Source organism: Candidatus Electronema sp. JC, from assembly GCF_048287365.2.
GTDB lineage: Bacteria > Desulfobacterota > Desulfobulbia > Desulfobulbales > Desulfobulbaceae > Electronema.
In genome coordinates this window covers 31793-49061 of the sequence record NZ_JBLWEM020000031.1, presented here as the reverse complement: position 1 = coordinate 49061, position 17269 = coordinate 31793, and the positions used below count along the sequence as shown (strand labels likewise).

The window sequence follows — 17269 nt, the reverse complement described above, 5'->3', positions numbered from 1 at the left end:
GCAGGAAGCAGGCGGAGACGCAAGAAGGCTTGCGCTTCGTCGTTGTTTACAGTATAATTAATTGTACTCGCTTGCGTTTAAATTTCTTGCCGTGATGCAGCGCGCCGCGCCGCTTTTTTTTTCTGACCGCCGTCCAGCCCGTCAATGCTTCTTTTTTTTCTTCAAGCCAAGCATCTCCTTCTCGGCCTTGCGGCGCATTGTGCGGCAGTTTTTCCTTTTGCCCTGCCCGGCCAAGCCCAGCTGCCGGGCAACTTCGCGCTGCCGCTGGAGCTGGCGCAAAACGACAGCCCGCCGCCGTCCGCTCTCTCGCCGCTTCAGGAAAATCTCGCCTGGCTGATCGAGGACGGCCCTGCGGCCCGCTTCGGCTTCACCGGCCTGCACGGCCAACCGGAGCAGGCGGACCAGCTGCTGCTCAGTCTCTACATGGACAACGGCATGAAGCCCTTCTGGGTGGCGGAACACGGGGTTCAGGCCAGGGCCGGGGAGCTGCTGGCTGTGCTGGACAGGACCGAGGAGGACGGGCTGGATCCGGCCCGCTACCGGCCAGCGGCCATCGCGGCCTTACTCCCGGCGCGGGACGCGGAAAGCCTGGCCCGGCTGGATGTCATGCTCACCTTGGCGCTGAACGCCTACATCACCGACATGCGCAAGGGCTGGGCGGCCAGCACCCGTCTTGACACCCGCCTTCTGGCCGCTGTCCGCGACAGCGACAGCGAGACCGACGTGGCGGAGGTTGTCCGCGAAGGGCTGCGCCGCAGCGATCTGGCGGATTTTCTTGCCCGGCAGGCGCCGCAGCACCGCGCCTACCAAACTCTGAAAAAGCTGCTGGCGCAGTACCGGCGGCTGGAGGCGGCTGGCGGCTGGCCTCAGATTCCGCCCGGCGGAAAACTGGAGCCGGGCGTGGCCGACCACCGGCTGGAGCTGCTGGCCCGGCGGCTGCTGATCACTGGCGACCTGGCCGCCCTGCCCGTTTCGCTGACCGCCGCGCCCGGCCAGCCGCCGCCTGTCTACGAGGGCGAGCTGGTTCAGGCGGTGAAACGCTTTCAGCTCCGCTACAATCTCAAGCAGGACGGGATCGTCGGCAAAATCACCCTGAATGCGCTGAACATCCCGGTGCGGGACCATATCAGCAAAATCCGGCTCAACCTTGAACGCTGGCGATGGCTGCCGCATCAGCTCGGAGGCCGCCGCATTCTGGTCAACATCGCGGGCTTCACCCTGACCAGCATGAACAACGAGGAGACCGAGCTGCTCATGCCGGTGATCGTCGGAGAGATTTACAACAAAACTCCGGTCTTCAGTCATGCTATGACCTATATCGAGGTCAATCCCTATTGGACCGTGCCGCCTTCCATCGTCCGCAAAGAAATTGTGCCGAAGATGCGGAAAGACCCCGGCTATCTGAGCCGACAGCGCATCCGCATCTTTGCGGGCTGGCATGAAGGCGCGCCGGAGATTGCGCCGTCCTCAATCAACTGGCGGACTGTCGGCTCAGCCATCACCCGCTACCGGCTGCGGCAGGATCCTGGGCCGGGCAATGCCCTAGGGCGGATTAAATTCATGTTTCCCAACAGCAAGAACATCTACATGCACGACACGCCGGGCCAGGAGCTTTTTCATCGGACGCGGCGCACCTTCAGCCACGGCTGCATCCGCCTCAGCCGTCCGCTGGAGCTGGCCTGGCACATCCTCCAGGAGGACGGCCAGCGCATGACCAAGGAAGGGCTGCGGAAAGCGGTGGCCTCAAAAAAACAGCAGGTTTTAGTCCTCAACACGCCGCTGCCGGTGCATATTCTATATCTGACCGCGCTGGAGGCTGAGGACGGCAGCGCCCATTTTTATGACGACATCTACGGCTACGACAGCCAGCTGGCCGAAGCCCTGCTGATCGACAGCCCGGCCTCCCGGAGTGCCTATTCCTACCAATGAGGATGGCAGGCCGCTTTTTCAGCATTTTCCCCCGCACCCAAGAGCAATATCATGACGGCGCAACCACAACCATCATCACAATGGCTGAAAACAACCTTTCCCTGTCCTGAGGCCGCGCTGGAGGCGGTCACGGATCTGCTTGGAGTCCTCAGCGGCTCAGCGGTGGAGCAGAGTCCGGTCAAGGATGGCCTGAGCCAAGTCAGCGGCTTCTTTGCATTCACAAACGAGACCGGACGCGAGGACGCGCTCCGCCGCCTTGAGCAGGAGCTGCGCGAGCTGCTGGCCGCCTACGGCCTGCCTGCGCCGCAGATCAGCTGCTCTGTGCTCGCCGACGAGGACTGGGCCACCTCATGGCAGCAGTATTTCAAGCCCTTCGCTATTGTGCCCGGTCTGATTATCAAGCCGAGCTGGGAGAGCTATGCTCCCCAGCCCGGCGAGCAGGTGCTGGAGATGGATCCGGGCATGGCCTTTGGCACCGGCCAGCACGCCTCAACCAAGCTGGCTCTCAGCTTGGTTGAGGCGTGCTGTCAGGCCGCGCCGCCGCAACAGATGCTGGACGTGGGCACCGGCACCGGCATTTTAGCCATGGCCGCCGCCCTCTTCGGGGCCAAGGCGGCGGCAGCCATTGACAACGACCCGGTTGCAGTGGCAGTGGCGGCGGAGAATATCGCCCGCAACGGCCTTGCAGAACGAGTCACGGTTTCAGCGGAGCCGCTGGAGCAAATCAGCGGCCAGTTCGATCTGATCTGCGCCAACATTTTGCACGACGTGCTGGTTGAGCTGGCTCCGGCACTTGTCCAGCGGCTGGCGGCAAAGGGGCAGCTCGTGCTTTCAGGTCTGCTCTGTGGCAGTCAGGAGGAAAGCATTCTCCGTATTTACGGGCAGCTGGGCCTCCGCCTGCGGCAGGCGGTTTACGAAGAGGAATGGGTTTCCCTGCTGCTGGAAGCCTGAGCGGGCAATTGAAAATCATTGACTTTTTCTCCAGATAAGGTAGGTTGGCGGCATGTCGGCGGGCTGTTTTCGGCCCGAAACCTCAATGCGCAACCGCACAGAAAAAAAATGATGCTGTCCAAAAAAATGTCGTCTTTCATGAGTTCAGCCACGCTGTGGCTTTGCGCCGCCCTTGGCGCTTTTCCGGCAGCGGCGGCGGAGAACTGCGCCATCGGCGTGCTGGCCAAAAGCGGCGATCTCAAGGCCATCAGCCAATGGAGCGCGCACGGCGATTATCTTGGCACGGCGCTGGGCAAGTCCTGCGCCGTGCTGCCTGTGACCTTCAATGCTGTGGACATGACAGTCCGCGAAAAAAAGGTGGACTTCCTGCTCGCCAATCCGGCCATCTACGTTGACATGCACGACAAATACGGCGCAGAGGCCGTGGCCACGATGATCAACAGCATCAACGGCAAAAGCGTGCATCAGTTCGGCGGGGTGATTTTTACGCGCAATGACAGCCCGGTTCAAACTTTGGCGGACATCAAAGGCAAAAAGTTCGGTTTTGTCAAACGCACCTCTTTCGGCGGCCTCCACGCGGCGCTCCACACCCTGAAGACCAACGGCATCGACCCGGAAAAGGACTGCGCCCTGTACGAAGAGCTGGGGACGCACGAAAAGGTGGTCAAGGCGGTGGCCGACGGCATTGTTGACGCAGGAACTGTCCGCACTGACACTTTGGAGCGGATGGCGGCGGACGGCAAGATCAAACTGGAGGATTTCCGCATCCTCCAGCCGGGCGGGGACAAAAATTTCCCCTTTGTTTACTCCACCGAGCTGTATCCTGAATGGCCGCTGGCCGCGCTGGCCCACGTGAATGACACGCTGCGACAACAGGTCAAAGGCGCTCTGCTGGCGATGAAGCCGGACTCCGATGCGGCGAAGAGCGGCAAGATCGCCGGTTGGAAAGAGGCCGTGAACTATGCCCCGGTGCGCGAGTGCCTGAAGACCATCGGCGTGGCCGCCGGCGAGTGAGCCGGGCTGGCCGCAGAAAAACACGATTCCACGCAGAAAAAGATGAAAAAAATCCGCAAAGCCGTCATTCCGGTGGCCGGTCTCGGCACCCGCTTCCTGCCCGCCACCAAGGCCATTCCCAAGGAGATGCTGACCATCATCGACCGGCCCACGATTCAGTATATCGTCGAAGAGGTGGTGGCCTCCGGCATTCAGGAGGTCATCCTCATCACCTCAGAGGGCAAGTCGGCGATTGAAAACCATTTTGACTACAACTTCGAGCTGGACACCCTGCTCAGGGAAAAGAACAAGGAGCAGCTGCGGGCCGAGCTGGAGCGCACCTCCGGCCTGATCGACGTAGTTTCCGTGCGGCAGAAAAAGCCGCTGGGCCTCGGCCATGCCATCTGGATGGCCCGCCACGTGGTCGGCGACGAGCCGTTTCTGGTGCTGCTCGGCGACGATCTCGTCCGCAGCGAAACGCCCTGCTGCCGCCAGATGCTCGACCTCTACGAGCAGATCGGCGAATCCATCGTCGCGGTGCAGCGGGTGCCGATGGCGCAGACCGGCAGCTACGGCATAGTCGAAGGCGAGGCGACGGAACATGAGCGCACCTGCAAAATCAGCCGCATGGTGGAGAAGCCCGCGCCCGGCGTGTCGGATTCAGACATGGCGATCATTGGCCGCTATCTCCTGATGCCGGACATTTTCGACATTCTCGGCACGACCACCCCTGGTCACGGCGGCGAGATCCAGCTCACTGACGCGCTTCAGGCGCTGTCGAAACGGCGGGGCATGTACGCCTACGAATTTCAAGGCCGCCGTTACGACGCAGGCGACAAGCTCGGCTACCTCAAGGCCATTGTTGACATCGCCTTGGAGCATCCCTCGCTCGGCGGGCCGTTCCGGGAGCATATCAGAACCCTCTGCGGCCACGAAGCCTGCCGTCTCTGAGGGCGGCGGTGCCGCTGTATGAAGTTGCCGTGGCCGCGCCCCTGCCCGGCTCGCTGACCTACAGCCATCCGCAGCGGCTGCCGGTCGGCATCCGGGTGCTGGTGCCGCTTGGCAGCCGCCTTGTTGTCGGCTACGTGCTGGCGCAGCTGCCGGAAGCCGAGGAAGCCGTTTCAATCAAGGCGGTCGCCGACTGCCTTGACGCATATCCCGTTTTTCCTGCCCAGCTTATTCCCTTTTTCCGCTGGATGGCGGAGTATTATCATCACCCGATTGGCGAGGTCATTCGCACCGCTTTGCCTGCCGGGCTGTCTGGGACTTCCAGCGGCGCGGCGGCCAAGGCCAAAACGGAAACCGTTGTCCGGCTCTGCGCCCCGCTGTCCGATCAGCCTGTCGCCGCGCTGAAAAAATCCGAGCAGAAGACCTTGGAGCTTTTTTATCAGTGCTGCGGCGGCAGTCCGGTCATGCCGCGCCGCGAGCTGACCAAACTGTATTCCGGTGCGACCGGCGCGCTCAAAGGCTTGGCGGCAGCAGGTCTGATCACGCTGGAGGAGCGGCACGTCTACCGCGATCCCTTCGGCGAGCTGCTGCCGTATTCCGACCGTCCGGCGGAGCTGACAGCCGAGCAGACGGCGGCGGTCAGTGCGCTCAGCACTGCGATTGACGCAGGCGCGTTTCAGACCTTCCTTCTCCACGGCGTGACCGGCAGCGGCAAGACCGAGGTCTATCTGCGGGCGACGGAGCATTGTTTGGCGCAAAAGAAAAACGTGCTGGTGCTCGTGCCTGAGCTGGCCTTGGCCTCGCAGATGGAAGGGCAGTTTTATTCCCGCTTCGGCGAGCGGCTGGCCGTGCTGCACAGCGGCTTGTCCGCTGGCGAGCGTTTCGACCAATGGCAGCGGATTCTGCGGGGCGAGGCTAAAGTCGCGGTCGGAGCGCGGTCAGCGGTTTTCGCCCCGTTCGCCGGACTGGGCTTGGTCATTGTTGATGAGGAGCATGAGGCGGCCTACAAGCAGGATGACGGCCTGCGCTACAATGGCCGCGACATGGCCGTGCTGCGGGCGCGTTTCGCCTCCTGCCCGGTGCTGCTCGGCTCGGCCACGCCTTCGGTCGGCAGCTTCTATCATGCCGAGCAGGGCAAATACCGCCTGCTCGCCTTGCCCAAGCGCATCGGCGGCCAAGTCATGCCGACAGTGGAGTTAATTGATTTGAGCAAGGAAAAACGCGGGCGGAAGGAGAACTGGTTTTTCTCTGACCGGCTGCTGGCCGCGCTGAAGGAAAATCTGGCCGCCAACCTGCAAAGCCTGCTCTTTGTCAACCGCCGGGGCTACGCCGCCTTCATGCTCTGCCGGGACTGCGGCGCAGTGGTGCGCTGCCGCAACTGCCGGGTTTCGCTGACTTTGCACCGGGGCCGCAACCAGCTGATCTGCCACTACTGCGGCTACACGCTCAGGCCGGACATCATCTGCCCGGACTGCGGCTCAGGCGACGTGGCCGGGCTTGGGCTTGGCTCGGAGCGGGTGGAGGCAGAGGTGCGGCGGCTTTTTCCTGAAGCGCGGGTCGCCCGCTTGGACAGCGACGCAACAGGAAGCCGCCGGGAGCAGCTCGCCGTGCTGCGGCAGGTGCGGGAGCAGGAGATTGATATTCTTGTCGGCACGCAGATGGCGGCCAAAGGGCTGCATTTTCCCAAAGTGACGCTGGTCGGGGTGGTCTGGGCGGACAGCGGTCTCAGTCTGCCTGACTGCAAGGCGGCGGAGCGCACCTTCCAGCTGCTGGCGCAGGTGACGGGCAGGGCGGGGCGGGGCGAGCTGGCGGGCAAGGTCATCATTCAGACGCATCAGTCAAGCCATTACGTGCTGACAGCGGCCCGCGCCCACGACTGCCGCGCCGTGTATGAGCAGGAAATCGCCCTGCGCTCGATGCTCGGCTATCCGCCCTTTGGCAGGCTGATTAATCTTCGCTTCAGCGGGGAAAATGAAATGCAGGTTGAGGCGGCGGCCAAAGCGGCGGCGGTACTGCTGCGGGCCGTCATCGCACAAAACAGCCTGATTGCGGACATCCTTGGCCCGGCTCCGGCACCGCTCGCGCTGATTAAAAACCGCTTCCGCTGGCAGCTCCTCTTAAAAGGAGCGCAGCCGGAAATGCTGCACTGGCTTTGCGATCAGCTGCTGCGGGAAAAAAGGAAAATCTGCGGGAAAAAAGTGCGGCTGACGGTCGATGTGGACCCGGAGAACATGATGTGAAAAAAATACCCCGGCAGGAAAAAAAGGAGGAGTAAACCTGCCGGGGTACCGGGTTGAGCGTGGTTGATGCTGGTCAGGATTCCTGCGCCGAAGCGGCAAGTATCCCTTTCCGGTACGGAATGCCGTATTTGCGGAGCTGGCTCCCGTAATCGCCGCAGAGCTGGTTCCAATCTTTCTTCAGCCCGCAGCTGCCCATGAATTCCATGACAATGCCGGGCAGCTGCAGCAGCAGGCCGCTGTCCTTGGCTTTGAGAATCATCTGCTCGCGCAGGCTGAACAGCTCGCCGGCCAGCTTGGCCGACAAAGTGAGGCTGCCGCCTGCGTTGCCGGTCAAGGCGCAGTCCGCCGCCTGCCGGGAGACCAGATTTTTCAATGCGGCCTTTCTTGTTTCAAAGACGAGAGCTTCCTTTGCCGCTGAAGCCGCTCCGGGCAGCAGGCAGAGTCCGGTTTTCACGTCGCAGGGCGGGGCCGCCGCCGCGTGAAGGCCGGAAGAAACCATGACGTTGGCCGCAAGGGCCGCAGCAATGATGACGTTTCCTGTTGTCTGTGCAGTATTCATTTTCAGATGCCTCGTCAGTTCGCTTGATCTGAGTAATGCTAAATCCGTGCCAGTTTTATTATATAACGTGCCACAACGTTATGTCACTGTGAAAAGTGCCTTTTTTATTTTTTCCCTGCCGGATTGGCAGCTTGCCCGCGTTTTTCTCCGGGTAGATATTACCCGCCCGCCGCGTTGACTGAGTAAAAACTGCCCAGCTCCGGCTCTCCGCGCATACCTTTTGACGGGCCGCGCCGGAGCGGGTACACTTGCGCTGTTTTTTCCTCCCCAGAACCCTTGCAAGGCAGACGACGACGTGACCGAACAGCACCAGTACGACGAATCAAAGATCAAAACCCTCAGCTCGCTGGAGCACATCCGCAAGCGGCCCGGCATGTACATAGGCCGCCTCGGCAGCGGCTCTGATCCTGACGACGGCATCTATATTTTGCTCAAGGAAATCATCGACAACGCTGTGGACGAGTACATCATGGGCTGCGGCAGGCAGATTGAGATCGCCGTGGATGCGGAGGGCCGCTGCCGGGTGCGCGACTATGGGCGCGGCATTCCTTTGGGCAAGGTGGTGGACTGCGTCTCGGTCATCAACACCGGAGCGAAATACAATACCGAAGTCTTTCAATTCTCGGTCGGCCTGAACGGCGTGGGCACCAAGGCGGTCAACGCGCTGTCCGCCCAGTTCATGGTCCGCTCGCACCGGGAGGGCCGCTGCATGCAGGCGGAGTTCGCCTGCGGCAGGCTGATCCGGGAGGAAGCGGGCCAAAGCGGCGAGCCGGACGGCACCTTGATTGAATTTTTGCCCGATCAGCAGCTTTTCCCAGACTTCACTTTTGATCTCAGCTATGTCGAGCAGCGGCTCTGGCGGTACGCTTATCTCAACGCCGGGCTGCGGCTCTGTCTGAACTGGGCGGACGAGCCTGCGCGGGAATATTTTTCCAAGAAAGGTCTGCCCGATCTTTTGGCTAAAGAGCTGGACGGCGGCGGCATCTATCCGGCCATTGAGCATAAAGAGCAGGCCCTCGAATTCGTCTTCACTCACACCGAAAATTACACGGAAAATTACTACTCCTTTGTCAATGGCACCTACACTTCTGAAGGCGGCACGCACCTTTCCGCCTTCCGCGAGGGCATTCTCAAAGGGGTGAACGAGTTTTCGGGTAAAAAATATACAGGCGAGGATGTGCGCGACGGTTTGGTCGGCATTCTGGCGGTCAAGGTGCAGGAGCCGGTCTTTGAGTCGCAGACCAAGAACAAGCTGGGCAACACCGACATCCGCGCCTGGATCGTCAACGCGGTGCGCGAGGCCGTGGCGAACCATCTCTACAAGCAGCCGGAGACCGCCGAGGCCCTGCTGATCAAAGTGCAGCGCAACGAGCGCATCCGCAAGGAGCTGCAAAGCGTGCGCAAGGAGGCCAAGGCTCAGGCCAAAAAGGTGGCCTTCAAAATTCCTCAGCTCAAGGACTGCAAATATCATCCGCAGCGTGGCAGAGCCTCCAAGCCAGGCGAGGAAAACATGATCTTCATCACTGAAGGCCAGTCCGCCGCCGGCTCCATCGTCTCTTCCCGCGACCCGCTCACGCAGGCGGTGTTCTCGCTCAAGGGCAAGCCTCTTAACGTGCATGGCCAGAAACTGGATGTCCTCTACAAAAACGAGGAAATGTACGCTTTGATGCAGAGCCTGAACGTCGAAAACTCCGCCGAAGACCTGCGCTACGACCGGATCATTCTTGCCACGGACGCGGACGTGGACGGCCTGCACATCCGCAATCTCCTGCTGACCTTTTTTCTCCATTATTTCGAGCCGCTGATCCGGCAGGGGCATGTCTATATTTTGGAAACACCGATCTTCCGGGCGCGGAACAAGAAGCAGACGGTCTATTGCTACTCAGAACGGGAGAGGGACGAGGCGGTGCTCGGCCTCAAGGCGCAGACGGGCGGCGGCAATGTGGAGGTGACACGCTTCAAGGGCTTGGGCGAGATTTCACCGCCGGAATTCAAGCAGTTCATCGGCCCGGACATGCGCCTTCAGCAGGTGCGGGCGGACAATATTGCTGAAGTGCGCGGCCTGCTTGAGTTTTACATGGGCAAAAATACGCCCGTCCGCCGCCAGTACATCATGGAGCATCTGATCGTGCAGCCGCTTTGAAACGCCTCAGCCCTGCGGGCCGCAGCTCCGCAGGATTCTGCTGATCATCCCGCTGCTGGACTGCTGGTGCCGGAAGGCGATCCGCCGCACCGCGCCGCCAGCGGCCTTCACTTCGGCGGCTCCGACGATCTGCTCTTCCGGCCAGTCCGCGCCCTTGACCAGCACATCCGGCAGCAGGGCACTGATAAGCCGCTGCGGAGTGTCTTCCGCAAAAATGGTGATGAAATCGACGCAGCCGAGCGCGGCCAAGACTCTGGCCCGATCCGCCTCGCTGTTCACCGGGCGGGACGGGCCTTTCAGCCGCCGCACCGAGCTGTCCGCGTTCAGACCGACCACAAGGCAGTCGCCGCAGGCGCGGGCCTGCTCCAGATAATCGACGTGTCCGGCGTGAAGGAGATCAAAACAACCGTTGGTGAAAACGGCCTTGCTGCCCTGCCGCCGGATCAATGCCAGCCGCGCCCGCAGGGTCTCCAGATCAACCATCTTGTTTGCGTCCCAGCCCGGCCAAGGCCGCTCGCCAGCCGTGCAGAAGCGGGAGCGCAGCTTGTCTAATTCCGCCTCGTCAAGCTGCGCCTGGACGCATTCAGCTTCCTCCCCTGCTTCGGCAAGAATTTGGCCGTCCGGGGCGATGAGCAGCGAGTGCCCGGCCAGCCTGCCCTCGCCGACCGCGCCGCAGCCGTTGCAGGCGACGACAAAAGCCTGATTCTCCACCGCCCGCGCCTGCGTCAGCAGCCGCCAGTGCGCCAGCCGGGCTGAAGGCCATTGCGCGGAAACGATGATCAAACGGCTGCCCGCGAAAACTTGGTTCCGGCTGATTTCAGGAAAACGGAGGTCGTAGCAGATCAGGGCGCCAATCGGCCCAAAGGGACTGCTGATAGGCAGCGGCTCCTGTCCGGCTTGCAAATATTCTTCCTCCTGCCAGAAGCGGAACAGATGCTGCTTCTGATACTTGCCCGCCATGCCGTCCGGCCCGACAAGAAAAAGGGTGTTGCAGGGCCTGCCGCCGCCGGGCTGCGGCTCCAAGAGCGAGCCGGCGAACCAGAGCCTGCGCTCCGCCGCTGTGTTGCGCAGTTCGGCAAGAATTGCCGGACTCTGCTCCGCCAGCGCGGCGGCGTTGGGATAATCGAAACCGCTGGCCCAGACTTCCGGCAGAACCGCAAGGGTGTTTTCCGGGAACCGCTGCGCGGCCAGCAGCTCGCGGAACTGGCGTAGATTGGCTGGAATGTCGCCGACATGAATTTCTAATTGCAGGCAGGCGGCGTGGGGAAATATTGTTTTCATGTCTTCAGCCTCGCAAGAGCCTGCGCCGCCAGCTCAGCCACGGTCACAGTGCTGATTTTTCCATCCTCATAGAGCCGCAGCCTCGCGCTGTCCGCTTGCAGCTCATGCAGTCTTGCAAAATTGGCGCAGCGGCCCAGCAGGCCCATCGCCCGCGCCGCCAGCCCGCGCACCGCGCCGTCTGGTGAATCCAAATACTGCGGCAGATCGTCGGCCATGCCTTTACTTAAAGCTAGCTCGCGGCGGCACTGCGCCAGCCGCCCGGCAGCCCAAAGCAGGCCGCGCTGCAAGGTTTCATGCTCCAAAAAATTGCCGTCCTGATGCGGCAGGTCGCCGTCTGGCCGCATGTAGGACAGGAGCATGTGGACGTATTCCTCGGCCAAGCCCTCGTGGCGGCAGAAAATTTCGGCCATCGCCTCCGGCGCGCCCCAGCCGATGCCGCCGGACTCCTCGTTCAGGCTCCAGAGCAGGCGGCGCATGATGATCCGCGCCGCCTCCATCTCCTTGTCCGCTAAGCGGGCGACCGTCCAGCCTGTCGCCGTGACCGCGTGCCAGCGCAGCCGCTCCTCGCTCCGGCAGATGGCGGCGATGAGGGCGTTGACCGCCTCTTTCGCGTCCAAGGCGGACAAGCCGCGCTCAATCTGCGTCAAGTCTTCCTGACCGAGCAGGTCAAGCACCTGCTGTTTGATTTTTCTCGCGCTCATGCCGCCAGTCCTTTTAGTCTGAAAGGGAAATTGCGGCAGTCATACCGGCAAGTTCCGTCCTTTTCAGGAAAAAATGTTGTTTTTTTGGAAAAAATCTGTTTTGTTTCAAGGGTGGGCGCGGCCCGCGCTCCATTCATACAAAAAAAGACGGCAAACAGCAAGAAGGAATGCGGAGAGCGGTCATCACAGGTTTGGGCATTGTTTCGCCCTTGGGAGACAGCGCGGAGGAGGTGCTGGACGCGCTGCGGCAGGGCCGTTCCGGCATCCGCTGCTGGCCTGCCTACGAGGAGCTGGGCCTGCGGTCGCGGATCGGCGCCTTCACCCGCCTGCGCTGCGAGGAGCATCTTGACAAGAAAACTTTGCGTTTTATGGGCAATGCCGCCGCCTACGCCTGCATCGCCATGCGGCAGGCGGTCAAGGACAGCGGCCTGCGCGCGGATGAAGTCTCCTCGCCGCGCACCGGCCTGATCATCGGCTCCGGCGGCACTTCGGCGGAAAATGTGGTGGCTGCGGCGGACATCGTGCGCAGCAAGGGCCTGCGCCGCCTCAGCCCCTTCATGGTGCCGCGCACCATGGCCAGCACAGTCTCCGCCGGCTTGGTTGCGCCGTTCAAAATTCTCGGAGTCTGCTATTCTGTCTCCTCGGCCTGCGCCACCGGCGCGCACTGCATCGGCGCGGCGTATGAGCAGATTCTGCTCGGCAGGCAGGACATCGTTTTTGCGGGCGGCAGCGACGAGGAGCATTGGACGCAGACCGCGATGTTTGACGCGATGGGAGCGCTCTCGACCCGCTTCAACGACCGGCCTGAGCAGGCTTCGCGGCCTTGGGACCGCGACCGGGACGGCTTTGTCGTCGCCAACGGCGCGGGCGTGCTGGTGGTGGAGGAGCTGGAGCGCGCCCGCCGCCGGGGCGCGCCAATCTATGCGGAAATTATCGGCTACGGAGCCACAGCGGACGGCCACGACATGGTTTCGCCCTCCGGCGAAGGCGCGGCCCGCTGCATGAGCATGGCCCTGCAAATGGCGGGTGTTGAAACGGTCGATTATCTCAACGCCCACGGCACATCCACGCCTGCGGGCGACATGGTGGAGCTGCGGGCGGTGCGGCAGGTTTTCGGCAGCAGCGTGCCGCAGATCAGCTCGACCAAATCGCTGTCTGGCCACTCGCTCGGCGCGGCAGGAGCGCACGAGGCCATCTACAGCCTGCTGATGCTCAAGCACGGCTTCATCGCCGCCACCGCCAATATTGACAATCTGGAGCCGGAAGCCGAGGACATGAATATCGTCCGCGAGACCCGGCAGGCGGAGCTGAACACCGTGATGTCCAGCAGCTACGGCTTCGGCGGCATCAACGCCTGCCTGATTTTCCGCAGGCTCTGAGACTGCTACTCGTCGCCGATCTCCTGTTCCTCGTCAATGCGCTGGAGGCCCTCCATGACCAGCCCCATGAAACCGCCCAGCACCGGCAGCTGTTTTTCCTCGGCTGTCAGGCCCTTGGTGTAGGTGAAGCGGCCCCTCTGCTGCACTAAAATGGCGAAGAATGCGTTCTTGTCCGTCAACGCGCCGTGCGAGCAGCTGACCACTTCGCCCTCGTTGAACAGGGCTTCGGCTGTCCCGCTGCCTTCCAGCTCAAAAGAAACCCGCCCTGTTTTGCCGCCGGAATTGATCATCTGAAACAGATCCACCGGGTTGATCTCGGTCAGATCGCCGCTCATGCCGGAGCTGATCTTGCCCTGCCGCAGGGTGTTCTCCTGAGCGCGGTTGACTAAAACACGGTAGAAAAATATCTGGAGGATAGGATATTTGGAGAGAACATGCTTGAAATCTTTGGAGTTGAGCGTGGCCAGCTGGCAGGCGGTGCGCGAATAGACCGAGGGATAGGTCAGCTCGCCGGAAAGCAGGCTCATCTCGCCGAAGATGCCGCCTGGCCCGATCTCGGCGATGATCTCGCTGTCCTTCCGCACCACCGCCACTTTGCCGGAAAGGACGACATAAAAATTCGTGCCCCGCTCGCCCTCCTCAATGATGATTTTGTTGGGCGGATAGCCCTTCATCTTCATCATCAGGGCCAAGTCCTGCAAATCAAAGTCGCTCAACGGCTCGAACAGCTCCATGTCACGGAGGATGCCGAAGAACTGCGCGATGATCTGCTGCTTGGCCCGCTGCTCCGCCGCTTTGAGCAGGTTCATCTGCAAGGTGGAGTAGGCCCGCTCTTTTTTGTACTCAAAGCGGATCAGGCCGGTGCAGCCGCCGCATTCAAACTTGGCCTTCTGCTGCGGCTGGAGGCTGATCCGCTGCTCCAAGGCTTTGGTGTCGCTGAGGGCCTTGAGCAGCTCCCGCACCATCAGCAGGCAGACCGGCTTGTCCCGGTCCACGCTCAAGGAGGAATTCTGCACGCTGAACTCTTCGCCCACGTTGTAGAGCGGACAGGAGTGCTCCTCAGTCACCACAAAAACAGCGTTGCGGAATTCCATTCAGTCGGTTTGACGCGGAAGGAAAACGGTGGCGCCAAGGAGCGCGCAGGAGCGGACAGAGGCTATTCGTCGTCCTCGTCCATGTCGAAGTCCTGCTCCGGCTGACCTGGCCCGGCGGCAGCCCCGGCCTGCAGCTCGTCCAGCTTTTGCAAGCCTTCCATGAGCAGGCCCATGAAGCCGCCCAGCGGCTGAAGTTTGTGATATTTGGCCGCCAGATGGGTGTTGTAGCTGAAGGAGCCTTTCTTTTTGCCCATCACCTCGAAGAGTGCTTCCTTGCCCTCTAGATCGCCGATGGTGGCGTAAACAATCTCGCCTTCATTGAAAAGGATGACCGCGTGGCCATCCGGGAAGATCAGATCCACCTTGCCCGATTTGCCGCCGGAGTTGATCAGCTGGAACAGCTCCACCGGGCTGATGTAGATCAGTTCGCCGCTCATGCCGGAGCTGATCTTGCCGGAGCGGGCCATGTTCATCTGCGCCCGGTTGACCAAGAGGCGGTAAAAGAAAATTTGCAGCACCGGATAGCGGTTGAGGATGAATTTCAAATCCTTGCCGTTGATGGTGCCAAATTTGACCACAGTGCGTGAATAAACCGAGCTGCCCGCCGGCTCGCCGGAGAGCAGGCTCATCTCGCCGAAAATCTCGCCCCGCCCGATCTCGGCGATGACCTCCTTCTCGCCTTTGACAATGGCCACCTTGCCGGAAAGAATGATGTAAAGATGGGTGCCTCTGGCGCCTTCGGCGATGATGATCTTGTTGGGGTCAAACTGCTTGAGCTTGAGCATGGAGATCAGATCGAGCAGGTCATGATCCTCCAGCAGCTCAAAAACCTCCATCGTCCGCAGATGCTTGAACAGGGCCTCTACATGCCGCTTGCGGGCTTTTTTGTCAGCAATCCGCAGCAGGTTCATCTGCAAGGTGGAGAAGCCTTTTTCCTTTTTATACTCGAAGCGCATCGAGCCGGTGCAGCCAGGGCATTTGAAGGAGGCCCGCTGCATCGCCATCTGAGTGAAGCGCTGCTCGCCCGGCTTTTTAATCAAGGCTTTGTGCAGCTCCTGCACCAGCAGCATGCAGACCGGCTTTTCAAAATCAGCGCTGACCGCTCCGTCTTGAATTTGCAGCTCCTCGCCGACATTGTAAATAGGACAGGAGTCCTCCGAGGTGACGACAAAAACAGCGTTGCGGTAGTCCATGCTGGGTAGCCCGATTCAGAAGAGAAAAAAACGCCCGGCTCAGTGCCGTCCGAAATACAAGTAGATGATGAAGGCCAAGACCGCCGAGGCGCCGATCAGCACCGGCAGTATCTTTTTGATCTGCAGCTCGCCGTCCACAACCAGGGTCTGCATGTACTCGGTGCCGGAAAGCCACCAAAGGGCTATGAATATCAAAAGGATGATCAGCTCATTGAATGACTGCTTCCAGATCATGTAGCCGACAATGGCGATGAAGGGGACTAAAAAATAGGGATTGCTGAACAGACCTGAGAAATCAACGTCCTGAATCTGCTGCGGCACATTGGTGCTTTGCAGCCATGCGCCGATTTTGCCAAAAAAACCTTCTGCTGCCGCTGCGCTTGCCATCTTTCCTCTCCTTGCTCTGCGGTGGCGTGCCGCCGGACGGCCTGCATCCGCCGCCGTGGCCCGGACAATTTCATTGATATATCTTCAGAGTACCAGCGGTGACAAGAGCCTGTCAATCAAAAACTCCACTGCCGCCGACAGCGGCTGGCGGGCGGCAGTGGCGGAGTCAGGAGGCTGAGGGGCAGCCGGGGCAGCTTCCGCCCTGGCAGGCGGGCGGCTCTTTGGCCGCGCCGCCGCCCTCCTTGCAGCTGCCGCCGGAGCTGTAGCCGTCCGCGTACCAGCCGCCGCCCTTCAGGTGAAAAGCGCTGGCGGAAACCAATTTTTTCACGCCGCCGCCGCATTCGGAGCAGGTTGTCAGCGGCGGATCGCTGATTTTCTGCTGCACTTCAAACACACGCTCGCAGGCGGAACATCTGTACTCGTACACAGGCATTTGCGCACCTCGTGGTGGTATGATTTAACCGGCTAATATCATTGCCGCAATAAAAAGCCGCCCAGATAAGCCAACAATAATGCCGCGCCGCCCGCCTGTCAATCAGGAAAGCGGTCGCGCCGCTGTTCCCGGCCTGCCGCGCCTTGGCCCGGCATCACCTTGAAAAGCCCGGGCAGACGCGGTGATTATTTCAAGAATTCAAGAGCATCCTGTCCATGTCTCATGCCAGATAAGACATGCGGATTCAAAATAAACGTTCCGCTCCTGCGTAATAGTATTGCACTGTGCAAATAAATCAGATAAGATAATTAAATTTGATTTATCTGTCATCGGCAGCGGACACCAAGGCGGACGCGCATGACCCTGATTCGGCAGCTCAGCCTGTCATCCTGTGGACGGCAGAAAAAAAACAGCGGGCAGGCGGCATCAGCCCTGCTGTTTGCGCAAAGAAGAAAAACAGCGGCGAGCAGTCGGCTGCCGGGCATCGGCAGCAGCTGTTTTTTCCGGGCTTTCCTGTCAGCGGCGCAGATGTTCAGGCGGTCTTGTTTTCATGCTTTGTCCGCTGCTTAACCTATTCATTTCCATTGGAGTGCAACATGAGCAAAACATTAGTTGAACTTGCTGCTGAAATTGTCCAGTCTCAATCCAGCGGCTCCAAGATGAGCGGCGATGAGATCAAAGCCGCTCTCCAGAGCACCTATCAGACGCTGAAATCCTTGCAGGACGCTGAAAGCTGCGGCTGCGGCGCGGAGGATAAAGACGCGGCTCCAATCATGGAGCCGAAGCGTTCGATCCGCAAGAACGACATCGTCTGCCTTGAGTGCGGCCAGGCTTTCAAGATGCTGACCAAGCATTTGAAATCCCACGGCATGACAGCCCGCGAGTACCGCAAGAAATACGGCTTCTCCAGCCGTCAGTCCCTCTGCGCCAAGGCCCTGTCCGACGAGCGTTCGGCAGCCAGCAAGGAGCGCGGCATTCACCCGAACCTGCGCAAGTCCATCGCCGAGCGGGCGGGCAAAAAGAAAAAATCCGCATGAT

15 protein-coding genes are annotated in these 17269 nt (G+C 60.8%); 8 read left to right on the top strand and 7 right to left on the bottom strand.

The genetic code is table 11. From position 1 onward, the window contains the following. Positions 1–144 precede the first annotated feature (144 nt). From ACNKH3_RS05140 to priA, 5 genes are all read left to right on the top strand, one after another. Positions 145–1929, top strand: a complete 1785-nt coding sequence (locus ACNKH3_RS05140) for a L,D-transpeptidase family protein (protein WP_420208472.1) — start codon at positions 145–147, stop codon at positions 1927–1929. A gap of 51 nt (positions 1930–1980) precedes the next feature. Next, positions 1981–2880 (top strand): 50S ribosomal protein L11 methyltransferase, encoded by a 900-nt coding sequence (gene prmA / locus ACNKH3_RS05135; protein WP_420208471.1) that lies wholly within the window; start codon positions 1981–1983, stop codon positions 2878–2880. Positions 2881–2988: 108 nt separating this feature from the next. After that, a complete protein-coding gene (locus tag ACNKH3_RS05130; RefSeq protein WP_417916486.1) occupies positions 2989–3894 on the top strand; it encodes a phosphate/phosphite/phosphonate ABC transporter substrate-binding protein in 906 nt (301 codons plus the stop codon). A gap of 42 nt (positions 3895–3936) precedes the next feature. Further along, positions 3937–4824, top strand: coding sequence for a UTP--glucose-1-phosphate uridylyltransferase GalU (galU, locus tag ACNKH3_RS05125; RefSeq protein ID WP_417916485.1), 888 nt, complete (start codon positions 3937–3939; stop codon positions 4822–4824). 8 nt (positions 4825–4832) lie between these two features. Beyond that, a complete protein-coding gene (priA, locus tag ACNKH3_RS05120) occupies positions 4833–7061 on the top strand; it encodes a replication restart helicase PriA (RefSeq protein WP_420208470.1) in 2229 nt (742 codons plus the stop codon). Positions 7062–7134: 73 nt separating this feature from the next. Here priA and ACNKH3_RS05115 read toward each other — a convergent pair whose 3' ends face one another. Beyond that, positions 7135–7620, bottom strand: coding sequence for a hypothetical protein (locus tag ACNKH3_RS05115; protein ID WP_420208469.1), 486 nt, complete (start codon positions 7618–7620; stop codon positions 7135–7137). Between the two features lie 295 nt (positions 7621–7915). On the opposite strand from ACNKH3_RS05115, the gene ACNKH3_RS05110 reads away from it, so the two are divergent. Beyond that, positions 7916–9763: a DNA topoisomerase IV subunit B gene (locus ACNKH3_RS05110; RefSeq protein ID WP_420208468.1), complete on the top strand. Its 1848-nt coding sequence runs from the start codon at positions 7916–7918 to the stop codon at positions 9761–9763. A gap of 6 nt (positions 9764–9769) precedes the next feature. On the opposite strand, the gene rfaE2 is transcribed toward ACNKH3_RS05110, so the two are convergent. After that, positions 9770–11044, bottom strand: a complete 1275-nt coding sequence (rfaE2, locus tag ACNKH3_RS05105) for a D-glycero-beta-D-manno-heptose 1-phosphate adenylyltransferase (RefSeq protein ID WP_417916288.1) — start codon at positions 11042–11044, stop codon at positions 9770–9772. Continuing rightward, the gene (locus tag ACNKH3_RS05100; protein ID WP_420208467.1) at positions 11041–11745 is read right to left on the bottom strand and encodes a DVU0298 family protein; all 705 of its coding nucleotides are present in this window, start codon (positions 11743–11745) and stop codon (positions 11041–11043) included. Before ACNKH3_RS05100 ends, rfaE2 begins: the two co-directional genes overlap by 4 nt. A 167-nt stretch (positions 11746–11912) precedes the next feature. On the opposite strand from ACNKH3_RS05100, the gene ACNKH3_RS05095 reads away from it, so the two are divergent. Beyond that, complete coding sequence (locus ACNKH3_RS05095) at positions 11913–13124, top strand: beta-ketoacyl-ACP synthase II (RefSeq protein WP_417916756.1); 1212 nt, start codon at positions 11913–11915, stop codon at positions 13122–13124. A gap of 5 nt (positions 13125–13129) precedes the next feature. On the opposite strand, the gene ACNKH3_RS05090 is transcribed toward ACNKH3_RS05095, so the two are convergent. The 4 genes from ACNKH3_RS05090 to ACNKH3_RS05075 form a co-directional block, all read right to left on the bottom strand. Continuing rightward, entirely contained in the window at positions 13130–14218 is a 1089-nt protein-coding gene (locus ACNKH3_RS05090) for a cyclic nucleotide-binding domain-containing protein (RefSeq protein WP_417916757.1), read from the bottom strand. A 62-nt stretch (positions 14219–14280) separates the two neighbouring features. Beyond that, a complete protein-coding gene (locus ACNKH3_RS05085) occupies positions 14281–15411 on the bottom strand; it encodes a cyclic nucleotide-binding domain-containing protein (RefSeq protein WP_420208466.1) in 1131 nt (376 codons plus the stop codon). A gap of 39 nt (positions 15412–15450) precedes the next feature. Further along, entirely contained in the window at positions 15451–15798 is a 348-nt protein-coding gene (locus ACNKH3_RS05080) for a hypothetical protein (RefSeq protein ID WP_417916759.1), read from the bottom strand. A 166-nt stretch (positions 15799–15964) separates the two neighbouring features. Beyond that, positions 15965–16231 (bottom strand): FmdB family zinc ribbon protein, encoded by a 267-nt coding sequence (locus ACNKH3_RS05075; RefSeq protein ID WP_417916760.1) that lies wholly within the window; start codon positions 16229–16231, stop codon positions 15965–15967. Between the two features lie 596 nt (positions 16232–16827). On the opposite strand from ACNKH3_RS05075, the gene ACNKH3_RS05070 reads away from it, so the two are divergent. Next, positions 16828–17268 (top strand): MucR family transcriptional regulator, encoded by a 441-nt coding sequence (locus ACNKH3_RS05070; protein WP_417916761.1) that lies wholly within the window; start codon positions 16828–16830, stop codon positions 17266–17268. Position 17269 lies beyond the last annotated feature (1 nt).

Excerpts from the sequence above, each read along its gene's own strand:
- ACNKH3_RS05140 (WP_420208472.1), top strand. The coding sequence starts at position 145 with ATGCTTCTTTTTTTTCTTCAAGCCAAGCATCTCCTTCTCGGCCTTGCG.
- prmA (WP_420208471.1), top strand. The coding sequence starts at position 1,981 with ATGACGGCGCAACCACAACCATCATCACAATGGCTGAAAACAACCTTT.
- ACNKH3_RS05130 (WP_417916486.1), top strand. The coding sequence starts at position 2,989 with ATGATGCTGTCCAAAAAAATGTCGTCTTTCATGAGTTCAGCCACGCTG.
- galU (WP_417916485.1), top strand. The coding sequence starts at position 3,937 with ATGAAAAAAATCCGCAAAGCCGTCATTCCGGTGGCCGGTCTCGGCACC.
- ACNKH3_RS05115 (WP_420208469.1), bottom strand. The coding sequence starts at position 7,620 with ATGAATACTGCACAGACAACAGGAAACGTCATCATTGCTGCGGCCCTT.
- rfaE2 (WP_417916288.1), bottom strand. The coding sequence starts at position 11,044 with ATGAAAACAATATTTCCCCACGCCGCCTGCCTGCAATTAGAAATTCAT.
- ACNKH3_RS05100 (WP_420208467.1), bottom strand. The coding sequence starts at position 11,745 with ATGAGCGCGAGAAAAATCAAACAGCAGGTGCTTGACCTGCTCGGTCAG.
- ACNKH3_RS05095 (WP_417916756.1), top strand. The coding sequence starts at position 11,913 with ATGCGGAGAGCGGTCATCACAGGTTTGGGCATTGTTTCGCCCTTGGGA.
- ACNKH3_RS05090 (WP_417916757.1), bottom strand. The coding sequence starts at position 14,218 with ATGGAATTCCGCAACGCTGTTTTTGTGGTGACTGAGGAGCACTCCTGT.
- ACNKH3_RS05085 (WP_420208466.1), bottom strand. The coding sequence starts at position 15,411 with ATGGACTACCGCAACGCTGTTTTTGTCGTCACCTCGGAGGACTCCTGT.
- ACNKH3_RS05080 (WP_417916759.1), bottom strand. The coding sequence starts at position 15,798 with ATGGCAAGCGCAGCGGCAGCAGAAGGTTTTTTTGGCAAAATCGGCGCA.
- ACNKH3_RS05075 (WP_417916760.1), bottom strand. The coding sequence starts at position 16,231 with ATGCCTGTGTACGAGTACAGATGTTCCGCCTGCGAGCGTGTGTTTGAA.
- ACNKH3_RS05070 (WP_417916761.1), top strand. The coding sequence starts at position 16,828 with ATGAGCAAAACATTAGTTGAACTTGCTGCTGAAATTGTCCAGTCTCAA.